Annotated in this window: 16 protein-coding genes and 1 tRNA gene; 12 read left to right on the forward strand and 5 right to left on the reverse strand. The window is 44.6% G+C overall.

The features are described from left to right. Positions 1-149 precede the first annotated feature (149 nt). The 3 genes from AB4Z08_RS00170 to AB4Z08_RS00180 all read right to left on the reverse strand — a co-directional run bounded on the left by AB4Z08_RS00170 (position 150) and on the right by AB4Z08_RS00180 (position 3,406). Positions 150-1,715 carry an FAD-dependent monooxygenase gene (locus AB4Z08_RS00170; RefSeq protein ID WP_441571742.1) on the reverse strand — a complete coding sequence of 522 codons (1,566 nt, stop codon included), beginning with the start codon at positions 1,713-1,715 and terminating at the stop codon, positions 150-152. A gap of 40 nt (positions 1,716-1,755) precedes the next feature. After that, entirely contained in the window at positions 1,756-2,574 is an 819-nt protein-coding gene (locus tag AB4Z08_RS00175) for an AraC family transcriptional regulator (RefSeq protein WP_441571743.1), read from the reverse strand. Positions 2,575-3,332: 758 nt separating this feature from the next. Continuing rightward, positions 3,333-3,406: transfer RNA gene (locus tag AB4Z08_RS00180), tRNA-Arg, on the reverse strand. A gap of 135 nt (positions 3,407-3,541) precedes the next feature. Here AB4Z08_RS00180 and ung point away from each other — a divergent pair. Next, the gene (gene ung / locus AB4Z08_RS00185) at positions 3,542-4,213 is read left to right on the forward strand and encodes a uracil-DNA glycosylase (RefSeq protein WP_441571744.1); all 672 of its coding nucleotides are present in this window, start codon (positions 3,542-3,544) and stop codon (positions 4,211-4,213) included. Positions 4,214-4,224: 11 nt separating this feature from the next. Next, a complete protein-coding gene (locus AB4Z08_RS00190; protein WP_441571745.1) occupies positions 4,225-4,971 on the forward strand; it encodes a lysophospholipid acyltransferase family protein in 747 nt (248 codons plus the stop codon). 111 nt (positions 4,972-5,082) lie between these two features. On the opposite strand, the gene AB4Z08_RS00195 is transcribed toward AB4Z08_RS00190, so the two are convergent. Next, positions 5,083-7,857 (reverse strand): putative LPS assembly protein LptD, encoded by a 2,775-nt coding sequence (locus AB4Z08_RS00195; RefSeq protein WP_441571746.1) that lies wholly within the window; start codon positions 7,855-7,857, stop codon positions 5,083-5,085. Positions 7,858-8,042: 185 nt separating this feature from the next. Between AB4Z08_RS00195 and AB4Z08_RS00200 the strand changes: the two genes are divergently transcribed. The 8 genes from AB4Z08_RS00200 (at position 8,043) to AB4Z08_RS00235 (ending at position 19,224) form a co-directional block, all read left to right on the forward strand. Then, positions 8,043-9,275: an N-acetylmuramoyl-L-alanine amidase family protein gene (locus AB4Z08_RS00200; RefSeq protein ID WP_441571747.1), complete on the forward strand. Its 1,233-nt coding sequence runs from the start codon at positions 8,043-8,045 to the stop codon at positions 9,273-9,275. A 127-nt stretch (positions 9,276-9,402) separates the two neighbouring features. After that, a complete protein-coding gene (locus tag AB4Z08_RS00205) occupies positions 9,403-10,404 on the forward strand; it encodes an MlaD family protein (protein ID WP_441571748.1) in 1,002 nt (333 codons plus the stop codon). Between the two features lie 6 nt (positions 10,405-10,410). Beyond that, entirely contained in the window at positions 10,411-12,297 is a 1,887-nt protein-coding gene (locus AB4Z08_RS00210; RefSeq protein ID WP_441571749.1) for an OstA-like protein, read from the forward strand. Between the two features lie 115 nt (positions 12,298-12,412). Next, entirely contained in the window at positions 12,413-13,624 is a 1,212-nt protein-coding gene (gene nhaA, locus AB4Z08_RS00215) for a Na+/H+ antiporter NhaA (RefSeq protein WP_441571750.1), read from the forward strand. 88 nt (positions 13,625-13,712) lie between these two features. Further along, on the forward strand, positions 13,713-14,246 hold the full coding sequence (locus AB4Z08_RS00220; RefSeq protein WP_441571751.1) for a hypothetical protein: 534 nt from the start codon (positions 13,713-13,715) through the stop codon (positions 14,244-14,246). Between the two features lie 100 nt (positions 14,247-14,346). Next, positions 14,347-15,864, forward strand: a complete 1,518-nt coding sequence (locus AB4Z08_RS00225; RefSeq protein WP_441571752.1) for an NAD(P)H-hydrate dehydratase — start codon at positions 14,347-14,349, stop codon at positions 15,862-15,864. A 183-nt stretch (positions 15,865-16,047) separates the two neighbouring features. Next, positions 16,048-18,261, forward strand: a complete 2,214-nt coding sequence (locus AB4Z08_RS00230) for a sodium-translocating pyrophosphatase (RefSeq protein WP_441571753.1) — start codon at positions 16,048-16,050, stop codon at positions 18,259-18,261. Between the two features lie 333 nt (positions 18,262-18,594). Further along, positions 18,595-19,224 (forward strand): NAD(P)-dependent oxidoreductase, encoded by a 630-nt coding sequence (locus AB4Z08_RS00235; RefSeq protein WP_441571754.1) that lies wholly within the window; start codon positions 18,595-18,597, stop codon positions 19,222-19,224. A 54-nt stretch (positions 19,225-19,278) separates the two neighbouring features. Here the strand turns inward: AB4Z08_RS00235 and AB4Z08_RS00240 are convergent, their stop codons facing one another. Beyond that, positions 19,279-20,277 (reverse strand): helix-turn-helix transcriptional regulator, encoded by a 999-nt coding sequence (locus AB4Z08_RS00240; RefSeq protein WP_441571755.1) that lies wholly within the window; start codon positions 20,275-20,277, stop codon positions 19,279-19,281. Between the two features lie 106 nt (positions 20,278-20,383). Here AB4Z08_RS00240 and AB4Z08_RS00245 point away from each other — a divergent pair, with 106 nt between their 5' ends. After that, the gene (locus AB4Z08_RS00245; protein ID WP_441571756.1) at positions 20,384-20,596 is read left to right on the forward strand and encodes a hypothetical protein; all 213 of its coding nucleotides are present in this window, start codon (positions 20,384-20,386) and stop codon (positions 20,594-20,596) included. Positions 20,597-20,797: 201 nt separating this feature from the next. Next, complete coding sequence (locus AB4Z08_RS00250) at positions 20,798-23,179, forward strand: TonB-dependent receptor (RefSeq protein ID WP_441571757.1); 2,382 nt, start codon at positions 20,798-20,800, stop codon at positions 23,177-23,179. The last annotated feature ends 20 nt before the right edge of the window (positions 23,180-23,199 follow it).

The following is a 23,199-nucleotide window of genomic DNA, read 5'->3' on the forward strand; positions in this document are numbered from 1 at the left end:
TTATTATTTTACTTTAAATATAATCAGAAAATATTAAGGGGTTATACACAAACCGCATCCGCTTAGTAAATAACCATCTTTGCAAAAAAGAAAAGACCCGCACTGATGCAGGTCTTTAATCGTACCGGACAAATAGTTTTAAATGTGTTCTATGACTGTGTGATCACTGAATTATAAGCAAACCAACGATCGATAGCCTCCTGGAATTCGCCGCTATCAGAGGCGTTGTCTGAAGCCCAGGCGATAATCCCATCAGGGCGTATCAATAAGGCGCTTACACCTAACCGGTCTTTTACACTGCCTGAAATATATTTGATCTGGTCATCGTATTCACCCACCAGAGGTTTAAGTGAATCATTCCTATCAAAATCAAGCAGTATTCCCCGGCCATCGTGCATTAATTCGCCAATGGTTGTCCCGTCTTCGAACTCAAAGTTGGGAACGCTGTAACCCAGCAGCGGATGGTCACCACCGAGATCATAGTGTGTGAAAATACCCCATACCCTTCCTGCAAAATAGGTGGCGCCATCGCGTGTATTCATAAGATCACTGATGATGGCATGCAATGCGCGGGCTTCGGGCTGTGGCATCATGATGGCCACCTGGGCGCGTGACCAATCCAGCACCTGTACTCCAATTGGATGCCGTTCTGTATAATAGCTATCCAATAAGCCTTCCGGCGCTTTGTTGTGGATGGTAGCAGCCAGCTTCCAGCCAAGATTCATGGCATCGCCCAGCCCGAGATTAAGTCCCTGGCCGCCTAATGGCGCGTGAATATGTGCGGCATCGCCGGCCAAAAGTACCCGTCCGTTGCGATACGCCGTGGCCTGTCGTGCCCGGTCAGTCCAGGTAGTTAGCATATGGAGGGCGTTGATGGTAACATCCGTATTCGATACACGGCGTAACACCTCCTGCACATGTTCAAGTGTGATTGGCTTTTTTGAACCATGAGCCGCTCCGCCATCAAATTCCTGTATCACCAGGTACCCTGGCTGAGATTGGAGATACATACCTGTTGCTGTCACGTTTCGGCCTGGCTTGAGCTTTTCCGGGTCAGCAATATCTACCAGGGCAGAGTAGCCGGTGAATTCCGGCTCGGTACCAGCGAATTCAAAACCACCCAGCTTGCGAACAGCACTACGGCTTCCATCGCACCCAACGAGCCATTTGCCTTTAAAAGATTGGGCTCCTGAATGAACAGTTACCTCGTCCTCCGTTTGATGAAAATCAGTAATGGCAAGGCCCCGCATGATGACTACACCCAGGGCTTCGGCGCGGCGGCCCAGCAACGTTTCCATCTCCTCCATGGAAGATAATAAACTGGTGTCTGTAGCACCTGGCAGCCGATACTTCCACTGTGAGGTGTCCACATCGCCCGCATGGAACGGAATGCCGGCAAAGTGCCCTAACTGACGACGGGGGCCTTGCTGGGCTTTTTGGTGAGGGTTTTTAAGGACCTTATGAAGCTCAAGCTCTTTTAGCAGTCCACGACGATAAAGCGTTTCGATAGTAGGCGCAGAAAGTCCCCGCATCCCGAAAGGAAGTTGTTTCAGTTGCGAATGAGAATCCTCCATTTTTTCCAGTATGAGTACGGAACATTTGGCCAGGGCCAGTTCAGAGGCAAGGAACAGACCCACTGGGCCTGCACCGGATATAATTACATCGTAAATAGGATGATGTTGTTCGGTTTTGTTGTTGTCAGGTGTTGTTGTCATATCGAATGATTGAGACACAAAATTCCGGAATGCCCCTGTCTCAATCTTGTACAAACGCGACAAAATCATTGCTTACCGCCTTTTTCCCCTTCCTGGCTTTTCGAGCAAATGCCGCTGGCGTAGTCCCGCTATAACGCTTGAACTCCCTGCTCAGGTGCGCCTGATCCGTGTAACCCAACTCGTGAGCTAAACCGGCTATGTTGGCATCCGGATAAAGCCATAAGTGGTTTCGTACCTGCTCAAAGCGCATCAGACCAGACACATCTTTAACTGTATAGCCGGAAGATTGCTTAAAGTTCCGTTCCAGTGTGCGAACCGTTGCATGAGCCGCTGCCGCTACCTGGCTTACCGGCATGGTGCCGTTTGCGGCTCTCATAGCCACACCCGCTTTGAATAGCATACTGTTGGCAGCAACGTGAGACCGTGCATCCAGGAAATACTGTCTTACCTGATCCACTGCTTCATCTATCCTCCCGGCCTGCATGCACTGATTCAAGGCAGACTGAAGCCGTGCAATAGGATGCTCAAAGATGCGTACACCGTCTTTACCTGATGGTAATCCAAGCAAATCGAACACGGTCCAGGGAAAGCACCTGATAGCAATAATTTCGAAGCGATTTTTGCTGTAAAAACGAACCGGCTGATTGAGTAGCCCCATCATAAATGGTGACGGCAATGGCTGCAGACTTCCATTGTAAAAAGTGCTACAGCCGCTGCCGAAATGAAAGATAATTTCAGCGTAGCCGTCAGGTAATACCTCAAAACTTGTTAATTGTTCTCCGAAATCTTCCCTGTTGTACCAAAAGCACTTGATGGTATCTTTCAGCTCTTCAGGAGGGTCAAATTCTTGATGCAGCATTTTTAAAGTTAGCATAAATCTCTTCATCATCCACCTCATGGTCATTCATTTTATCCCTTCTACGAAGCAGACATCAACACTGATGTAGCTGATGGTACTCACGACAAAAAAATAAAAGCCGGGAATGAAAAAAACGATTAATACTGGATTCATTTTTTCCGAAAAAATCCGTTTTTGATGAGGCCAGTTTTTAAAAGATGAGGTTGAAAACCTGGGAAATATCCTTTTTTCAATAGCCTACCCTTTATTCCTGCTTCCTGTCAATAGTATATTTCTTTCCACTGCTCCCCCTGTACTGAAGCAGCGCCACTATGGCCAGTTCTGGCCTTCATCCATTTGCTGATGCAATTTTATCGGGGTTATACATCCCCCCATCAAGTCCACCTCAAGTCCACATCAAGTCCACCTCTGCTGCGGTACTACTATATGTACATCGCCTGTTTCAGGCACTGGCTCAGCGGCGTTTACATAATGAAAAGATAATGATGGGGTGCTTAAGGTATTACATCTTAAAAGAGTATTTAGAGACAACGAAGGTAAAATATCCGTGATGCAGGCTTTCGGGCAGCTGGCAGACTGAAACCTTTAGCATTTTTTCTTTATAGATTGACTAAACTTTATACTTAAAATTTACACTATCCACCAATTTTCAACTTGATCCTTTTTGAATTAATAGTGTAATCGAAACTGTCAGGCTGACAGCTGTTGGAGGAAAGAAAAAGGACAAACCGATGATTAAACCGATTTGTCCCAAACTGTGTCCTGGATTGGATTCGAACCAATGGCCTACTGCTTAGAAGGCAGTTGCTCTATCCAGCTGAGCTACCAAGACTTATGTGTTCCTTTTCCCTTGTAATGTGAAATAAATTGTTATATTTATCTCGCGTTTTGGGAGTGCAAATTTATGTAAATTTCTCTCAATAAATCAAATTTAATTTATTTTTCTTTAAATATAGTTGTGAATACCATGGATGTACAAATAGAATCTAGCTGGAAGGAAGCGCTAAAAGATGAATTTCATAAGGCCTATTTCGATCAGATCGTCATGTTCCTTAAACATGAAAAAGCGTTGAATAAAGTGATTTATCCCGCTGGTAACCTGATCTTTAATGCATTTGATAAAACGCCGCTGGACAAGGTAAAAGTGGTCATTCTGGGTCAGGACCCTTATCACGGTGCAGGACAGGCGCATGGACTCAGTTTTTCCGTACCGGATGGTATAAAACCACCGCCTTCACTGGTGAACATTTACAAGGAAATGAAAACGGACCTTGGACTGGAAATTCCTACCAGTGGCAATCTTACCAAATGGGCAGAACATGGTGTATTATTATTAAATGCGTTTTTAACAGTAAGAGCCGGAGAACCTGCCTCACATAGTAAAATAGGCTGGGGCGATTTTACAGATGCTGTTATCAGAACCATTTCCGAACGACGCACAGACGTTGTATTTTTGCTCTGGGGAAGGTTTGCACAGGATAAACAATATTTGATAGACGCAACAAAACATCATATTTTGCAGGCAGCGCATCCTTCGCCATTCAGTGCAGATAAAGGTTTTTTCGGATGCAGGCATTTTTCAAGAACCAATGAAATACTCGGTAAAGCAGGGATTGCACCGGTAGACTGGAGACTATAAAAGTAAAAGCTATGTTGAAAAATATCCTTGGTAGAATATTCGCAGCCTGGATGTTGTTGTTATTTGCAGGCACCATGCTGATCGTATTTATTCCTATCTGGATTATCTCCTTCTGGCCGGATCCTACAAAGTCTAAAGGCTTCCTCGCTATCGGCAGGGTATGGATGATTGTATATATGCCCCTGATCGGCTGCCCTGTCAGAAGAAAAGGAACAGGATATTTTGCACCGGGACAAACCTATGTGGTAGTATGCAATCACAACTCATTAATAGACGTACCTGTTACCACCGCCAAAATACCAGGCGCAAATAAAACGCTGGCAAAAGCTTCACTGGGCAAAATTCCGCTCTTTGGTGTGTTATATAAAATAGGTGGTATTATGGTTGACCGCAGTAGTGAAGCCAGCAGAAAGCAAAGCGTAACAGATATGAAAGAGGCGCTGAAACAGGGCTTACACATCCTGCTTTATCCGGAGGGCACCCGCAACCGCACAGAAGAGCCCTTAAAAGCCTTCTATGATGGCGCTTTCGCCTTGGCCATCGATACACAATTGCCCTTGATTCCTTCACTGTTATTTCATACTAAAAAGATATTACCAGTAGGAAGAAAATTCTTTGCATGGCCTCATCATATCGACTATCATTTTCTGCCGCCTGTGCCTACAGCTGGCCTTAGCAGGGAGGATATACCGGCTCTGAAAGAAAAAGTATTCAACCAGATGTGGACATACTACTTAGCACACAATACAAAAAATTAATACCCGGTTATAAAAGAGAAAAGCCCGTTTGATAAAATATCAAACGGGCTTTTCTCTTTTATAAAATATTTTTCACATCAGGCTACTATTAAAATCATATATCCATCACCGTTATAAATCGTAGAACTGTCTCGATCGGTTTATTCGCAAATCACGCAGGATACCCGCTTTCGGATTAATAGTAATGCTAAACTGCCGGAAAGTACCAAACGGTATCAGGTTAATAGACATCTGCCAGCAGTGCATATCCCGCGAGATATACATATTCGTATAGGCAATCTGCATATTGGTAAAATCAAAACCACTGTTTAATCCAATCTTCCATTTCGGCGTAAGACTAAAATCACCATTAAAGCTAACATATTGGGTGATACGCTTTACAACACCACCGGAATCCGGTATAATAGTATTCGTATAAGATAAGCTGTACGAGAGATCCACACGCCATGGAATATCAAAATCCACATACTCACCCGGGTTGTTACGTACCATTGCCAACTGCCGCTGTTGCGCAGCAAAGGCAGCATCTGTACTCTGCGCGTTCTGTATAGAATCTATTGTCTGTTCTTTTGCCTTGCTCTTTTTATCCTTCGACTGGAATGAAGTACTCATCGAGATACTTGCGTTGGTTAAACGCCCCAGACTGATCTTCCCCTGTTGCCAAACATATTTATCAAGGCGACGGCCACGGGCATCTGTCTGATAAGGATCCAGGTTACCACTGGCGGAGATATTTAATTTATCAAACAAATTGGTACGTGCGTATAAACTGAAAGTCGACAGCTTAAAGGAATCTGCCACCAGGTTATAGCTACCGTTGATACCAAAACCATCCAGCAACTTTATTTTTCGTTCATGGTTCCCCGTAGTATCCTTTTTTGAGAACACCTTCATTTCCAGGTTATTGTCCAAACCGAAGTTCAAACCACCAAACGAACCAGGAGAAGGTACACCGATAATAGCACCATCATATACAGATACCATGGACTTGTCACCTGCGTTATTATATTGTAATTCCTTATAGAGGTTAGGGTTCAGATCCGGCCTGTAGCTGGCGCTCAAAGTAGGACGCATCACGTGACGGATCGCCTTAATCTTGGAGTGCTTGCTGAATGCATACATACCGTATAGGGCAGTAGACAACGACATACTGGCACTTACATCACGTGCGGTAAAGAAACCAGCCTGGTAGGCAGTGTCAATAGCTCCATTGGTCCCTGTTCCAAAGTTGGGCTTATTAGGATTCCAGGTACGGTTAAACTTCTTGGTATACCAGTATTCTGTATAGTTAATACCCGGAGATAACGTAAAGGTTTTAAATACCGGGATCGAGAAGGAGATCGGAATATTATGCTGCATGCCCGTTTGCATCGCATCAAACATGGCCTGTTTACCAAACAGGGAATCTTTGAAGTTAGCCTGGTTACGCAGAACGGTATTATAAGAAACCCCTATTTTTTCAAACCATTTAGGACTACCTATCATTTCTTTCCGCTGGAAAGGATAGATGGTATTCACCGTGAATGTTCCATCCGGGAAGGAAATCGACACATCGCGGGTACTTAAGTTCTGAGAGTGGTTTAATCCCAAAGTCAGGTTATAAGGCTTTCCTATCCAGGTTTTTGAAAAGGTGATGGAAGATCCGATGTTATTATTTACACGGGTATTATAATCATACACGTTGTATTTATTATAGGACGAGGTACCAAAGTTCACGGCAGCCCCGAAGTTCACACCCGGACGGGCCTTGCTGTCCATACTGTGATTCCAGGTGATCCGGAAATCTTTGGAGGTGCTGAACTCAGATTTTACCGCTGGATCGCCGAAGCGGGTATTGGCAAAACTCAGGTTGAGGCCCCCGTTGTATTTATACCGTTTGCGGTAAGTAGGGCTTCCTGTAAGGCTCCAGCTACCATAGGAGTACACGTCTCCCCGCATCGTCAGGTCAAAATTGTCGCCCAAACCTATATAGTACCCACCATTTTCAAGTCCAATCCCTTTCTGCTGGTTCACCACATACTGCGGAGGCAGAATACCCGACCGTTGTCCCTGCGTGATAGGAAAAATGGCGAAAGGTATGAACAGGGGGGTAGGAATTCCTTCAATTTCCAGGTTAGCCGGACCGGAAATAACCAGTTTATCAGGTATAACCTTTATTTTGCGGGCCCGGAAGCTGAAATGGGGAGTGTCCAGGTTACAGGTAGTATAGCCATTTTTAAAGCCGAAGATGGTATTATCCGCCGCTTTTTTGGTTTGTGCACTATGAATGTAGCCTTCTCCATACTGGGAGCGGGTATTATAGATCTTTGCTTTCTGGGAGGTAAAATTATAGCGGAGGGTATCCGATTCGAAGCTTTGGCCACCGTCATTCATCACCGGTCCGCCAAACAATTTACCAGCGGTATCTTTCGCGTTGGTCGCTTCCAGGATACCGGTTTCCTGGTCGAAATTCATTTTTTCGGCCGAAAGATCAATGGTTTTGTATTTTGTGTTGGCAGTACCGTATAAATAGAAACGTTTGTCAGGCACCATCAGGATAATAGAATCCTTCGCTTTATAATTAACTGGCGCATCCAGCGTGTCTTTTGATATCTTTGGAACAAAGAGGGTATCGACAGTCACTGTTCCGCTGGTATCCGTCCCTTTTGACAGTACATTCGTGTCCGTTGCAGCAGGAGGAATCACAGCAGGTCGTTTGATTTTGCCGGTATCTTTCCTGGTCAAAGGGGCTGTATCTGCCAAACTTTTGTTAAAAAACGATACAGCATGTGGCCTGGACCCTGCAACTGCATCTATAATAAAGGGAATGGCAATGAACATACCGGCAAAAACCAGGTATGTATGTCGAAAAAACTTTTTATAATTATTTTTGTAGCTAGCGTTCATGTGTTACGGCGGCCACAAACCTACAAGATTTTATACAATTTATTACAAATGGTAACTTGTAATGTTTGATAGACGATGTATAGAAAGGTGGTTTAAACTCGCATGGAGCATGACAATGATTAATTTAACAGATAAACTTATTTTTTTATTTTTTGTGATAAACAGCACCCATTAAAATGAGAATCATGCGCTGGAACCGATTTTGGATTTTAGGACTGGGAACACTATTCACCTGTACCTTTTTTATTCAGGCCAAAAATGATCCTGTTCCTACTAAACAGGATAAGCCTATAAGAACGATTGTTATTGATGCCGGCCACGGCGGTACAGATCCCGGCGCCAAAGGCAGCTACTCTACCGAAAAACAAGTAACCCTCGAAGTAGCACTGAAACTGGGAAAGATCCTGGAAGAAAACATGCCCGATGTAAAGGTAGTGTATACACGAAAAAGTGACCGGTTTGACGATCCCCGCGTAAAAGCCCAGATCGCCAATGACAACAAAGGGGAACTGTTCGTCTCTATCCACTGTAACTCAACTGGTAAGATCCGTAAAGTAGTAGACTATAAAACCGTATACCGTAAAAAAGGAAGAAAGAAAATAGCCGTTAAACAACCGGTATATGCCTACTACCCCAGCAACGCCAAAGGCACGGAAACGTATATATGGGCTACCAGTAAGAACAACGCCAAAATGGAATCCCTTAAACAAAATTCCGTTATCGTACTGGATGACAACTCAGAAGAAAGCAAACAACTGCTGGGTGATGACCCCGAAACATTCATCCTGCTCAATACCCTGAGAAACTCCTATTTCGATCAAAGCCTTCGCCTCTCTACCCTTATTGAGGACGAATTTACCCGGGTAGGACGTATCAGCCGCGGAGCAAGACAACGAAATGAAAAAGGTATCTGGGTACTATCTGCCACTGCAATGCCAAGTGTACTGGTGGAACTCGGATTCATCAGCAACCCTGAAGAGGAAGATTACCTCAACTCCAGCAATGGACAACAGGAACTGGCCAACTGTATCTATAAAGCGATTAAGCGTTACCGTGATGAACTCGACAGGTTCACCAACAACCGCAATTCACAGCCAGCTACTACCAGCACCTCCTCTAAAAACAACAATACACACGCTTTCCTGAAACCTGGTAAAACCTCCAATGGCAAGCCAGGAACACCACAACAGGAAGACCGCTATTGTGTACAACTGCTGATCACAGATAAATTTTATAAACCAGGAGCTTCCATTTTCAGGAAGCTCCATGGTGATATCAACCGCCAACAGATCGTGATGAATAAAAAAAAACTAAACAAATATATGTGGGGGCGTTTCAAAACAGATCAACAAGCCTCCGGTGCCCTGCGTAAGGCCCGTAAACTGGGATTCAAAGACGCTTTTGTTACCTCCTGCTAGACTGCCCCCCTCCCCCCGATACCCCTCTATAGTTTCCCCCTTTCCTCTTTTTTATTACTAACATTTTTACACGAGCACTTCCCGTGCATGCTTTTTGATTATTTTTGCGTGAACGTATACGAATCTCATGCTCAAATTATCTAATGAAACCAAAGTTGGTATATTAACGGTGCTGGGTATAACCTTACTTGTGCTGGGCTTTAATTTACTGAAGGGAAAGAGCCTTTTTTCACATAATAAAACCATTTATGCTGTTTGTAACCAGGTAAACGGTTTACAACCGGCCAACGCCGTACAGGTAAATGGTTTGGTGGTGGGTAGTGTATCTAACCTGGAAGTAATGGATAAAGATGCCTCCAGGATCCTGGTAGCCATCACCATTACCAAAAAGATTGATATTCCCCGCAACTCTGTAGCCCGCATCAGCAGCGACCTGCTGGGCACCAAAACAGTACAGATGGAACTGGGTAACGCCAGCGAATATCTGAAAAGCGGTGATACCATCTACGCAGCTGTAGATGGCTCCATGACAGACGCACTGAAAGCACAGCTTAGCCCGCTGGTGAAAAAACTGGAAGGTACCCTCTCCAATATTGACTCTGTATTAATGTCTGTGAACGCCATCCTGGATACTACCGCAAAAGGTAACCTGCAGGATGCTATCCGCAGCCTCAATACCACCATGCGTAACTTCACGCACACCTCTGCATCCCTCAATGGTATGCTGGATCCAAACACAGGTAATATCCAGAAAACATTCAACAACCTGGCTGCAGTAACCGGTAATCTGAAAGACAATAACGCAAAAATTACCGGTATCCTCGACAATGCACAGAAAGCAACAGATGCACTGGCAAAAGGTAACATCGACAAAACTCTGGCACAATTACAGCAAACAGCCACTAACCTGAATGCCACCATTGCCAAACTGAATACCACTGATGGCACTGCCGGCATGTTGCTGAACGACAAAAAAGTGTACAACAACCTTCAGTATTCATTGGGAAATCTGAATAAGCTGCTGGAAGACCTCCGCGTCAATCCAAAACGCTACGTACACTTCTCCCTGTTTGGCAAAAAAGATAAAACGAAGCCGTTACCTTCTGATACAGCAGCGGCGCAACAATAAGAATCAATGCATCGATACATAAAATCAGGGATTTCTCTGGCCGTAATATGCCTGCTGGCATTTACGGCCAGCGCCCAGTTTCCGGATAAACCAGCTCCGAAAACAGGGTCTGTTATTGAAATTATTCATTCGGACTCACTTATCATGAACCAACATGATTCTGTTGACGTGACCCGCTTCCTTGGCCACACCATCTTTAAACAGGGCACCACCCTGTTTAATTGTGACAGCGCCGTGAAGAACAATAAAAGCAATATTATCGACGCCTATGGCAATATTCACATTAACCAGGCAGATAGTGTACACATCTACGGTAATTACCTTAACTATGATGCCAACACCCGCATCGCCCTGTTAAGAGACAATGCCCGGCTAACAGACGGTAAAGTAACCATCACCGGCCCCGAACTGCAGTATGATATGAATGCCAAAATTGGTTCCTATGTGAAAAGCGGAAGACTGGTAAACGGCAAAAGTGTACTCACCAGCGATGAAGGCTACTACTATACAGAAACCAAAGAAATGCATTTCATGCAGAATGTGTTACTGGTAGATCCCGAATACACCCTGAGTACCAGCGAACTGCTGTATAATACCAATACTAAAATAGCTACCATCATTGCCCCTACCACTATCAACAATAACGACAAGAGCACCATGTATGCTACCAGTGGTTATTATGATACAGATAAAGGCTATGGCAATTTTGGAAACCGGCCTACTATTGAAGACAGCACCGGCACCATCACCGCCGACAATATAGAAATGGACAAATTAACCGGTATGGCTTATGCCACCGGCAATATGGTGTACAAGGATACCGCCCGCAAAATGTCGCTGCTGGCCAACAAAGGTGTGGTGAATCAACGTGAGAAAACCATCCTGGCCACACAGAAACCATTGCTGATCATGGAAAAAAATAAGGATACCCTGTATATGGCCGCCGACACCCTGTTTTCAGGTGTGATCCGTCCGGACGACAGCTTATCCATTCCATCTGTAGCAGGACTGAAGCGCGTTCCGGATGGTCCCACCAAAAACCTGCGGGCACTCAATACCATACGACCGCCGGAGAGATTCACCGCCACTATTTCACCCATCACCAAAGGAGACTCTATTGCCCGAAAACAACAGGATAGTATAGCCGGCAACGTTATGATGTTCATGGCAGACAGCGCCCTGGCTAAAACCAGGCAAAAACTCGATACCTCCCTGGTGAAAAATGTGAAAATAGCTGCCATCCCCACTGTAGTAATGCAGGATTCCCTCCCGGGCATCAAACATCATGCAGACAGCATGGCACTGCAAGCGCCTAAAGACACCGCAGAACAACGTTATATACTGGCCTATCATCACGTAAGGGTGTTTTCGGATTCCCTGCAGGCAGTGGCAGACAGCGTATTCTATTCTTCCAAAGATTCTATCTTCCGCTTCTACCGCAACCCGGTGATCTGGTCAAACAATACCACACAACTCAGTGGCGACACCATTCTGATGTTTACAAAGAACCAGACCGCTGATAAAATGCTGCTGAAAAATAATGGCTTTATTATCAATGAAGCCGGACCAGGCATGTTTAACCAGATCAAAGGTAACCTCATCACCGGCTACGTAGCAGGTGAAACCCTCGACTGGATGCACGTGGAAGGAAATGCGGAAACAATTAATTATATCAAAGATCAGGGTGGCGCTTATATGAGCGTTAACAAAGCACAATGCGCCATTATCAATATCTTTTTCAAAAAAGGAGAAGTAGATAAAGTAGTGCTGATCAAAGATCCTGAAGGAGTGGTTTATCCGTTTACACAACGCCCTAAAGACCAGCTACAACTGGAAAATTTCAAATGGGACATCAAACGGCAGCCGAAAAGTAAGTACGAGTTAATGCAATAAAAAGAATTACCAATTACCAATTACGAATTACGGGACTAACAGGTAGATAAACGCTATCAGTTACTCTCCCCACTAATCCGTAATTCGTAATTGGTAATTCGTAATTCTTCTTCTAATGATTCAGAACTCTATTAACATTATCCGGAAAACACTGATTTCTCCTATCCACCAATTTCTGAAAGATAGCCGTGCGGTAGGTATTGTACTCATCGTATGCACACTCCTGTCTATGATACTGGCCAATTCAGCGGTTCAAACGGATTATGTAGGATTCTGGAATACCCTGTTCGATCCGGCCGGCGGACATCATTATCAATACCGGGCTTTGCACCTTCCCAACTCCTACCTGTTATGGATAAACGATGGCATGATGGTGTTGTTCTTTTTTCTGGTAGGCATGGAAATAAAACGGGAACTGACTGTAGGAGAACTTTCCTCCGTCAGAAAATCTATCTTACCCGTGCTGGCAGCCGTTGGCGGCATGCTGTTTCCCGCACTCATCTTCGCCCTCTTTAATAAAAACACACCATATGCTCATGGCTGGGGCATCCCCATGGCCACTGACATTGCTTTCTCCCTGGGCATTTTATCCTTACTGGGCAAAAGGGTACCGGTAGGTTTAAAAATATTCCTGATGGCCCTGGCCATCATCGATGATCTGGGGGCAATATTAACCATTGCGGTATTTTATACCCCACATCTGGATGTAAAATACCTGCTGATTGGCGGCGCGGTATTATTAATACCCTTGTTACTGAATTATTTTAAAGTACAACGACTCATATTCTATTATATCCCCGGGCTGGTATTATGGTACTGCCTTTTTAATTCCGGTGTACATGCCACTATTGCAGGTGTGCTGCTGGCATTCTGCATTCCACAGGACCGGATTGCCCACCTGGTGCATAGTTTACACGATCCGGTAAATTTTGTCATCATGCCCGTTTTTGCATTGGCCAATACTGCCATACAGTTGCCTTCGGATATTGCCGGCGCACTGCACAATAATATCAGTTATGGCATTATAGCCGGACTGGTACTTGGTAAGCCATTGGGAATCTTTACACTTTCTTTTCTCGCAGTAAAATTAAAACTGGCGGCACTTCCTTCAAAGGCAGGCTGGCTACAGCTGATAGGCGTTGGGCTTATTGCCGGGATAGGATTTACCATGTCTATATTTATTTCTTCATTAGCTTATCAAGAGCGGGAATTGCAGATCATTGCCATCATTTCTGTCATAGCCGCCTCCCTGCTGGCTGGTATTGCAGGATTTATTTTTCTTCGCTTACTAAAGCCGGTTGGCATTGTTATTGCAAAGCAACCGTGATTTAAATTTCGTCGTGCATATATACTTTAGAGAAAAAGCCAACGTTTCTTAACGTGTATTTTTAAGTTTCAATTCAAACAACACATCTATGAAAAAAGTCGTGTTATTTTTCAGTCTGATCGCTATGCTCGCAATTCAGGCCAACGCGCAGAAAAAAAAGAGTTACAAGAACAGCGATCCGTCCAACTACAGCACTGCGCTGGGCGTACGTTTAAACCCATGGATAGTGGGCTTTACCATCAAGCATTTTATCCAGGGCCCTCATGCTATTGAAGGACTGGTAACCACCAATCACTCTCACAGAAATAACCTTACTATTACCGGATTATATGAATACAACTGGAATATAGGTTTACCTGAACTGAACATGTATGTAGGCGGTGGTGCACATCTGGGCTTCTACGACCGTCGGGATTATGACTGGAGTCGTTATGAAGACCACCACTATAAAAATGGCACTTACGTATCTCCAGGTCTGGACGGTATCATTGGTGTTGAATATACTTTCAAAAAAATTCCTTTAAATATCAGTGCCGATCTGAAACCTTACGTACAGTTTGTTGGACCCACCAACTATATGGGTGAGGAGATTGGCGGTGTGTCTGCCAGGTATACTTTTTAAGCCGGGCGACCACTTCATTTACAAACGGATCATGAGGCAAGCATGGTCCGTTTTTTTATGTTCCTTATTTTGAAGTATTTTTAATGTTCAACTATCGGACATGAAAATCTTCACAGCAGCACAAATCAGGGAGGCAGATGCTTTCACGATAGCTCACGAACCCATCAGCAGCCCCAGCCTGATGGAAAGAGCTGCGGGCAAATGTGCTGCATGGCTGGAAGATCATTATTCCCCCCGACATCCCATTTATATTTTTTGCGGAAAAGGAAATAATGGAGGAGATGGATTGGTCATCGCCCATTTACTGCTCGATCATGGCTACACGGTTAGTGCCGGCATATTGCAACATAGCAGCAAAGCCAGTGCAGATCAGCAACTCAAGCTACAGGCCTTGCAGGAACATTATCCCTCGGTCACCTATGAAATTGGAGATGTATCTGACTTTCCTGTTTTACCAGCCAATGCTGTAATTATAGACGCCATTTTTGGTACAGGCATGAGCCGGCCAATAGAAGGATGGGTAGCCGGCGTGGTACATCACCTCAATGACCAGCGACAAAAGCACACTATTATATCAATAGACATGCCTTCCGGCCTGATAGCAGATGACAGCAACCGGCATGCCGCCGTGGTACGTGCACATTATACCCTTAGTTTTGAATTTTACAAACTGGCTTTCCTGCTACCTGAAAATGCCCCTTATGCAGGCGAGGTACATATTTTACCCATTGGCCTTCATCCGGATTATATAACGCAAACGCCTGCACGGTATCATCTGTCTGATAAAGAAATCATGCGGACTATTTACCGTCCCCGTGACCCATTTGCCCATAAAGGCACCTATGGTCATGCGTTGCTGATTGCCGGCAGCTATGGTAAAATGGGTGCAGCGGTATTAAGTGCCAAAGCCTGTTTACGCGCGGGTGTGGGGCTGCTATCCTGCCACATACCCCAATGTGGTTATGATATTATGCAAATCAGTGAGCCATGCGCCATGTGTATTACAGATGAAGATGCCCACTACAACACGAACTTTCATCCCGATATTAACACCGCGTCCTATAAAACAATCGGTATTGGCCCGGGCCTGGATACACAACCGGGTACCGCTAAATCGCTGGAGCTGTTGTTGGATAGCTGGCAACGCCCCATGGTCATTGATGCGGATGCTCTCAATCTACTTTCCGTATATCCATACCTGTTATATAAGGTACCCGCGGGTTCTATACTCACACCGCATCCAAAAGAATTTGAACGACTTTTCGGCACCTGTGAAAACGATACCGTGCGACTGGAATTATTATCAAAGCAGGCCGTAAGTCTGCAGATTTATATTATATTGAAAGGCCGGTATACCGCCATTGCCTGTCCTGATGGCGCTGTATATTTTAATAACACCGGCAATCCCGGTATGGCTACCGGCGGCAGCGGAGATGTACTAACGGGTATATTAACCGGTCTGCTGGCCCAGGATTATTCCCCCAAAGCGGCGGCGCTGCTGGGTGTATGGCTACACGGCTATGCAGGAGATCTGGCCGCTGCCCATCTTTCGCAGGAAGCAATGACAGCGGCCGATATCATCAGTTGGCTGGGTAAAGCATTCCAGGAAGGTATCTGACAATGCATGTTATTTTTTTTTGCCCGAAACACTTACTGATGGGGCATGTGTGCAATAATTTTATTTATTACGTACACAATTAATAATTTATGTTTTATATTCATTTGAATATTTTTTTTGGAATCCTGTTTTTATTCATTATTAAACTTTTTTGTCAACCACGTATTTATAAATTTCGCTTACATGAATATAGTTTACCTCGTACCATGTTTTGGATTATTGGCTTTGTTATATACGGCCGTCAAGAGTTCCTGGGTTACCAAACAGGATGCCGGCAACGACAAGATGAAAGAGATAGCTCAGCACATTGCTGAAGGCGCTATGGCATTTCTTAAAGCTGAGTATAAAGTCCTTATTTACTTTGTAATTATTGCCGCCTTGCTGTTAGGTTATATGGGGGCAACACATGAAAATTCCCATTGGTCTATTGCATTGGCCTTTGTGATAGGTGCTGTATTTTCCGCAACCGCAGGTTTTATAGGCATGAAAATCGCCACCAAAGCCAATGTACGCACTGCACACGCCGCACGTACCAGTCTCGCGAAAGCGCTGCAGGTATCTTTCACCGGCGGTTCTGTTATGGGGATGGGTGTTGCCGGTCTCGCGGTACTTGGACTCGGATCTTTGTTCATTATATTGAAATCATATTTCGGGGCGGAAGCCAATACAGCGGAGATGATTAAGACCATTGAGGTACTCACTGGTTTTTCATTGGGTGCTGAAAGTATTGCGTTATTTGCCCGTGTGGGTGGTGGTATTTATACCAAGGCCGCCGATGTGGGTGCTGACCTGGTAGGTAAAGTAGAAGCTGGTATTCCGGAAGATGATCCCCGTAATCCCGCCACCATTGCGGATAACGTAGGAGACAACGTAGGTGACGTTGCCGGTATGGGCGCCGATTTGTTCGGTTCCTATGTAGCTACTGTATTAGCCACCATGGTACTGGGCTCTGAAACCATATCACACGATACTTTCGGAGGCATTGCACCCATTCTGCTACCAATGATCATTGCAGGTGCAGGTATCATCTTTTCCATGATCGGAACTTTATTTGTAAGAATAAGCGATACCGCAGGTTTAAGCACTGCTGTGGTACAAAAAGCGCTGAACATGGGTAACTGGGGTTCCATTATTTTAACCGCTGTTGTTTCCTTCTTCCTGGTAAACTGGATACTGCCGGATAGTACCATGGTTTTACGTGGCCATGAATTTACCCGCGGACAGGTATTTGGTGCGATCATGGTGGGCCTGGCCGTAGGTACCCTGATCAGTATTATTACAGAATATTACACCGCTATGGGCAAACGCCCGGTGAAATCCATTATCCGTCAGTCAGCCACCGGTGCTGCTACCAATATCATTGGTGGTTTATCTGTAGGGATGGAATCTACTACCTTACCTATACTGGTACTGGCAGCGGGTATTGCAGGTTCATTCCACCTGGCAGGATTATACGGAGTAGCAATTGCCGCTGCCGGTATGATGGCTACTACTGCTATGCAGCTGGCGATTGATGCCTTTGGCCCTATCGCCGATAATGCCGGTGGTATTGCCGAAATGAGCGAACTGCCTAAAGAAGTAAGAGAAAAAACCGATATCCTCGATGCGGTGGGTAACACTACTGCTGCTACCGGTAAAGGTTTTGCCATTGCTTCTGCTGCGCTAACTGCACTGGCACTCTTTGCGGCCTTTGTTGGTGTAGCAGGTATTCAGGGCATCGATATTTATAAAGCCAATGTACTCGCCGGCTTATTTGTAGGCGGTATGATTCCATTTATATTTTCCTCTCTCGCCATTGCGGCAGTAGGCCGTGCTGCCATGGCCATGGTAGAAGAAGTTCGCCGTCAGTTCCGCGAAATACCAGGCATTATGGAAGGTACCGGTAAACCGGAATACGACAAATGTGTGGCCATCTCTACCCAGGCATCTATCCGTGAAATGATGCTGCCTGGCGCTATTGCCCTGATCTCTCCTTTACTGGTAGGCTTTATCGCCGGTCCGGAAGTACTGGGCGGGTTCCTGGCAGGAGCCACTGTAACGGGTGTATTAATGGGTATCTTCCAGAACAATGCCGGTGGCGCCTGGGATAACGCAAAAAAATCGTTCGAAAAAGGCGTGGAAATTAATGGCGAAACCTACTATAAAAAGTCAGAGCCGCATAAAGCATCTGTAACCGGTGATACTGTTGGTGATCCGTTTAAAGATACTTCCGGTCCTTCTATGAACATCCTCATCAAGCTGATGTCTATCGTATCATTGGTGATTGCGCCTACTCTGGCGGAAATGTTCCATACTAAGCAACCACCGATGCCACCTACTGCTAAAACAGAAATCGTACAGCCAGCGGCCAAAACCGTTAGCAGCAAGGCAACCGCCTATCTCCTCGAAAAAAAGTAATACCATATTATAAAACAAAAAATCCCGTCAGGTTTGTTCCCTGACGGGATTTTTTGTTTTAAGGCATCGTCAATAACAGCTAAGCACAGGTTTAGCCCCTTGCGGGCAACTGTCTCCCCTACAGCAACTATCTATTTCTCCCCTTCTGCAACAAAAAAATATAATTCCTTTTGGTGTTTAAAATAACTTTCCTACATTTGTACTGTAATTAAAATTATTACAGATTAATCATCTGTATTTTTTTTACTTCAAAACTGTAATAAACATTATAACAATTAAAACAATCAGCACGGGCAGGCTGTATTATTATTAATTACCATAAAAAACTAAAAAATGAAAGTAGCTATCATCGGAGCATCAGGATTTATAGGATCAGCCATTCTAAACGAAGCACTCAACAGAGGTCACGAGGTGACCGCTATTGTTCGTAACCCGGAAAAGATAACTGTTCAGAACCCTCATCTGACGGTAAAAAAAGGGGATGTGACCAATGAAGCAGAAGTGGCGGCGCTGCTAGCGGGCAATGAAGCAGTAGTCAGCTCCTACAGTGCTCACGATAAAGTTACCTACCTCAAAGCTATACACGCCATTATTAATGGTACCAAAAAAGCAGGTATTAAAAGACTGATTGCTGTGAGTGGTGCCGGTAGCCTGGAAATTGCTCCTGGCGTACAGTTGCTGGATACCCCGGAATTTCCGGCAGAATGGAAAGAAGGCGCTTCCGCTACCCGTGACGCTTTTCACGTCATTAAAGCAACCGATGATCTGGACTGGACCGTGTTAAGCCCGGCTATGATGATCCAACCCGGCGAACGTACCGGCAAATTCCGTTTGGGTAAAGATCAGGTAGTATTTAATGATAAAGGAGAGAGCAAAATCTCTACAGCAGATTATGCTATCGCGTTAATTGATGAACTGGAACAGCCTAAACATATTAAACAACGTTTCACGCTGGCCTATTAATAATATAACTTATTGTACGTACAGGATTAGCAACAAGGCTAGTCCTGTACTTTTTTAATTTCTCATTTTTCCCGGACTCGTACCAAATTTCTTACGGAATGCCGTACTGAAGTGTTGTGGAGATGAATACCCCGCCTCTTCCGCAATCATGGCCATGCTTTGATGTCCACTCAAAATCATCTCCCGCGCCAGTTCCAGCCGGTGATCATTCAGGAAACCAAATACCGTATTATCAAAAACAGCTTTGAAACCGGACTTCAGCTTAAACTCATTCAATCCTGCTTTCCTTGACAACTGCTCCAGACTCAACGGCTGTTGTACATGCTGTAGCAACAGGTCACGGGCAAAATATAATTTCTCCACATCACTGGCGGAGATCTTATGTTTTGCAGGGGCAGCAGAAAGATGGTCTGTTTCCATCTGATCACACTGTAAAGCCAGCAGCTCTATGGCTTTTGACTGCAGGAAAAGTTTTTTAAGACCTCCCTGGAACTTGCACTGACGTACTTCTTCGATCACCATCCGCATACGGGGCGTAATACGGGGGTTAAACTTTGTTGCCAGTGCCGCTGTACGGTTTCCTGCCACATTATCAGCCAGATCGCCCAGTACCTTACCGTTGTTTTCCGCCAGTTCGAGGAAACGACCAGGCATAAAATTCAATCCAAAAAACTGGATATCCCGCTGTTTCTTTACTCCTGCGGTCTCTGACTCGTAAGGATTGAACAGGAGATTATGCTCCAGGGTACTGAATTTAAAATGGTCGCTCACCCCTTCCAGGGAAGTACTGACGTCTCCCTGCTCCATAAACATCATAAATACCCTGGGTTCCTGAAAGTCTGTGTGGATATGAATATTTTCATACACATCAGCCTTGCAACAGGCGATACTGATACCATCAAAGCAATACTCCCGGAAACTGGCCTCCCCAAAATCATGTTTCATTTCCTGGGTTTCCTCAATAATAGCCCGGGACCGGATTTTCTGATAGTCAAAAGGTGTGTCCTCCGTCAGCAGTACATGGTTGGCATCATTTGTAATAACTATGCCCATAAAAAATCCGTTTCGTATAAGTATTAATCCGTTTCGTGTAACAGTTATATGGGATAACAGGAGCAAATTTGCATAAAAATATTCCGAATACTAAATTAATTACGCCATGATGGGAATATTCCGTACCAATATTACAACTGTTAAGGATAGAAACAATGTCATAAACGCAATTTCCGCACAATTTACCGTGAACGCCTGTAGTGTAGATCTGGAAGACTGTGACAAAGTATTACGTGTTGTTAGCCCTCAATCGTTAGCTGAACAAACAATCATAGAATTTGTCACCCGGCTCGGGTTCAACTGTGATATTCTGGATTAAATAAATATACTGCACAACATATAAAGCTACCTAAGCGAAGAAATAACAACGGTTTAGCCTGTTATTCCTTCGCTCAGGTAGCTTTATTCCATTTATAAAAAAAATAATTTATTCGCGTAGGGGTATAATATTTTTGCCACGTCTTATATGCACATGCTCGAAAAAGGCAATGGAAATTATAATAAAACGGACTTAATTTTTATGAAAACTAAGGCAACCATGTTGCTGTCACTGCTCCTTCTCCTCTTAGCAGGACAAACAACAACCGCACAGCAGCAACGATATACCGTAAGCGGCTATGTAAAAGACAAACAAAACGGAGAAAGCCTGGTGGGTATCTCTATTGGAAAAACCGGCACCTCCGTTGGTACCGTGAGCAACCAATACGGATTTTACTCCCTCACGCTTCCGGCAGGCGAACACGAACTGCAGTTTTCTTATATGGGCTACGGAACTTATAAAACAACTGTCAACCTAAAAAAGAATGCAACTGTAGACGTCAGCCTGGAAGCTACCAGCAGCCAGCTGAATGTTGTAACGGTAAACGGTCAGAAACAGGAAAGGACCGTAAATACCCTCAATACCAGTATCAATAAACTGGATATAGCCCAGATGAAAAAAATGCCCACCTTCATGGGTGAAGTAGACGTACTGCGTGCTATTCAGACCCTCCCCGGTGTAAATACCGTAGGTGAAGGTGCTTCCGGCTTTAATGTCCGTGGTGGTAACAGCGATGAAAACCTCATCCTCCTGGATGAAGCTCCCGTATACAACTCCACCCACATGCTCGGCTTCTTTTCTGTGTTCAATCCGGACGCTGTAAAAAGCCTCAACCTGATTAAAGGTGGATTCCCCGCTGAATATGGTGGACGTACCTCTTCTGTATTGGATATACGTATGAAAGATGGTAACAACCAAAACTTCGCCGTAAATGGTGGTATCGGTAATATTTTCAGTCGCCTGTCTGTAGAAGGACCGCTGGTAAAAGATAAAGCCTCTTTCATTGTGGCTGCCAGAAGATCCTATATAGACCTGCTGATGAAGCCTTTTGTAAAGGGAGATATGAAAGATACCAAACTCAATTTCTACGACATCACTGCCAAGGCCAATTACAAATTCAATAAAAACAACTCCCTCTTCGTAAGTGGCTACTTCGGAAGGGATGTATTCGGATTCGGAAAAGACGTGAACATGAACTGGGGGAACAGTACTGCTACTGTTCGCTGGAACCACGTTTTCACCAACCGCCTGTTCCTGAACCTGACTACTTATTATAGTAAATACGATTACAGTCTAGCCTTCAGCAACGACTCCAAGAAAAAGACCAATGAAGAATCCCAGGCCTACGACTGGACTTCCAATATCATTAACTACGGCTTAAAACCATCTTTCACTTATTATATCAACTCTTCCAACAGCCTCCATTTTGGTGTACAGGGTATCTACTATACCTTCAAACCAGGAACTGGTACCAGCACGAATGGTGATATCAAACATGTGAAAGAACTATATGACCAACATGCACTCGAGTCTGCAGTGTATATTGATCATGAGTACAAGCCCTCTAAAAAATTCGGTATCCAGTACGGCGGCCGCCTTTCTGCTTATCAGTTTCTTGGCAAAAGCACCGCTTACTTCTATGCTGACACCACCCCTGGTATCCGCAAAAGGCTGACCGGTATGAAAGACTATAGTGACAATGATGTGATTAAAAGTTATTACTACTTTGAACCCAGAATCAGCGCCCGCTATGCTTTTACAGACGAACATGCGGTGAAAATAGCTTACAGCAGAACTACGCAGTTCATGCACCAGTTGTCTAATACTGCTTCTCCTACCCCACTGGATATCTGGACCCCCAGCACCAACAACATCAAGCCAATGGTGTCGGATCAGTATACAGCAGGATATTTCTATAATGCTCCTAACGACGCTTATGAATTATCTGCTGAAGTATTTTATAAAACAACTGATAACCAGGTGGATTATATAGATAATGCCAACCTGCAGCTCAACCCGTTAATCGAAGCAGATTTGCTGCCTTCACAGGGACGCGCTTACGGATTGGAATTGTATGTTAAAAAAGATATCGGCAAAACTACCGGCTGGGTAAGTTACACCCTGTCACGTACAGAAAGAAAAACACCAGGTATCAGTATGAATGAGTGGTTCCTGAACCGCTACGATCGTACCCACAACCTGAACCTTGTATTAACACATACCTTCACGAAACGTACTTCGCTGTCTGCCAACTGGGTATTTGCATCCGGCACACCAGGTACTTTCGCGGATAACAGACTGGAGTTCCAGGATTGGGACATCCCTTATAACAGTACCGAAAAGCGTAATAACTATCGTTTACCTGCTTATCATCGCCTGGATCTGTCTATGACCCTGAAAGGCAAACAACTCAAACGCTGGAAGGGAGAATGGGTATTTTCGCTGTACAACGTATATGGCCGCAGAAATGCCTACACCATCTACTTTAAACAGAATGAAGATGATCCAACCCAACGTGAAGCCACCCGCCTGTCTATCATAGGTTCTATTATCCCGGGTATCACGTACAACTTTAAGTTCTAATTGTCCAAAACTCAAGATCA

Source organism: Chitinophaga sp. RAB17 (assembly GCF_052114225.1).
In the GTDB taxonomy this organism is placed as follows: Bacteria; Bacteroidota; Bacteroidia; order Chitinophagales; family Chitinophagaceae; genus Chitinophaga.

Excerpts from the sequence above, each read along its gene's own strand:
- AB4Z08_RS00170 (WP_441571742.1), bottom strand. The coding sequence starts at position 1,715 with ATGACAACAACACCTGACAACAACAAAACCGAACAACATCATCCTATT.
- AB4Z08_RS00175 (WP_441571743.1), bottom strand. The coding sequence starts at position 2,574 with ATGCTGCATCAAGAATTTGACCCTCCTGAAGAGCTGAAAGATACCATC.
- ung (WP_441571744.1), top strand. The coding sequence starts at position 3,542 with ATGGATGTACAAATAGAATCTAGCTGGAAGGAAGCGCTAAAAGATGAA.
- AB4Z08_RS00190 (WP_441571745.1), top strand. The coding sequence starts at position 4,225 with ATGTTGAAAAATATCCTTGGTAGAATATTCGCAGCCTGGATGTTGTTG.
- AB4Z08_RS00195 (WP_441571746.1), bottom strand. The coding sequence starts at position 7,857 with ATGAACGCTAGCTACAAAAATAATTATAAAAAGTTTTTTCGACATACA.
- AB4Z08_RS00200 (WP_441571747.1), top strand. The coding sequence starts at position 8,043 with ATGCGCTGGAACCGATTTTGGATTTTAGGACTGGGAACACTATTCACC.
- AB4Z08_RS00205 (WP_441571748.1), top strand. The coding sequence starts at position 9,403 with ATGCTCAAATTATCTAATGAAACCAAAGTTGGTATATTAACGGTGCTG.
- AB4Z08_RS00210 (WP_441571749.1), top strand. The coding sequence starts at position 10,411 with ATGCATCGATACATAAAATCAGGGATTTCTCTGGCCGTAATATGCCTG.
- nhaA (WP_441571750.1), top strand. The coding sequence starts at position 12,413 with ATGATTCAGAACTCTATTAACATTATCCGGAAAACACTGATTTCTCCT.
- AB4Z08_RS00220 (WP_441571751.1), top strand. The coding sequence starts at position 13,713 with ATGAAAAAAGTCGTGTTATTTTTCAGTCTGATCGCTATGCTCGCAATT.
- AB4Z08_RS00225 (WP_441571752.1), top strand. The coding sequence starts at position 14,347 with ATGAAAATCTTCACAGCAGCACAAATCAGGGAGGCAGATGCTTTCACG.
- AB4Z08_RS00230 (WP_441571753.1), top strand. The coding sequence starts at position 16,048 with ATGAATATAGTTTACCTCGTACCATGTTTTGGATTATTGGCTTTGTTA.
- AB4Z08_RS00235 (WP_441571754.1), top strand. The coding sequence starts at position 18,595 with ATGAAAGTAGCTATCATCGGAGCATCAGGATTTATAGGATCAGCCATT.
- AB4Z08_RS00240 (WP_441571755.1), bottom strand. The coding sequence starts at position 20,277 with ATGGGCATAGTTATTACAAATGATGCCAACCATGTACTGCTGACGGAG.
- AB4Z08_RS00245 (WP_441571756.1), top strand. The coding sequence starts at position 20,384 with ATGATGGGAATATTCCGTACCAATATTACAACTGTTAAGGATAGAAAC.
- AB4Z08_RS00250 (WP_441571757.1), top strand. The coding sequence starts at position 20,798 with ATGAAAACTAAGGCAACCATGTTGCTGTCACTGCTCCTTCTCCTCTTA.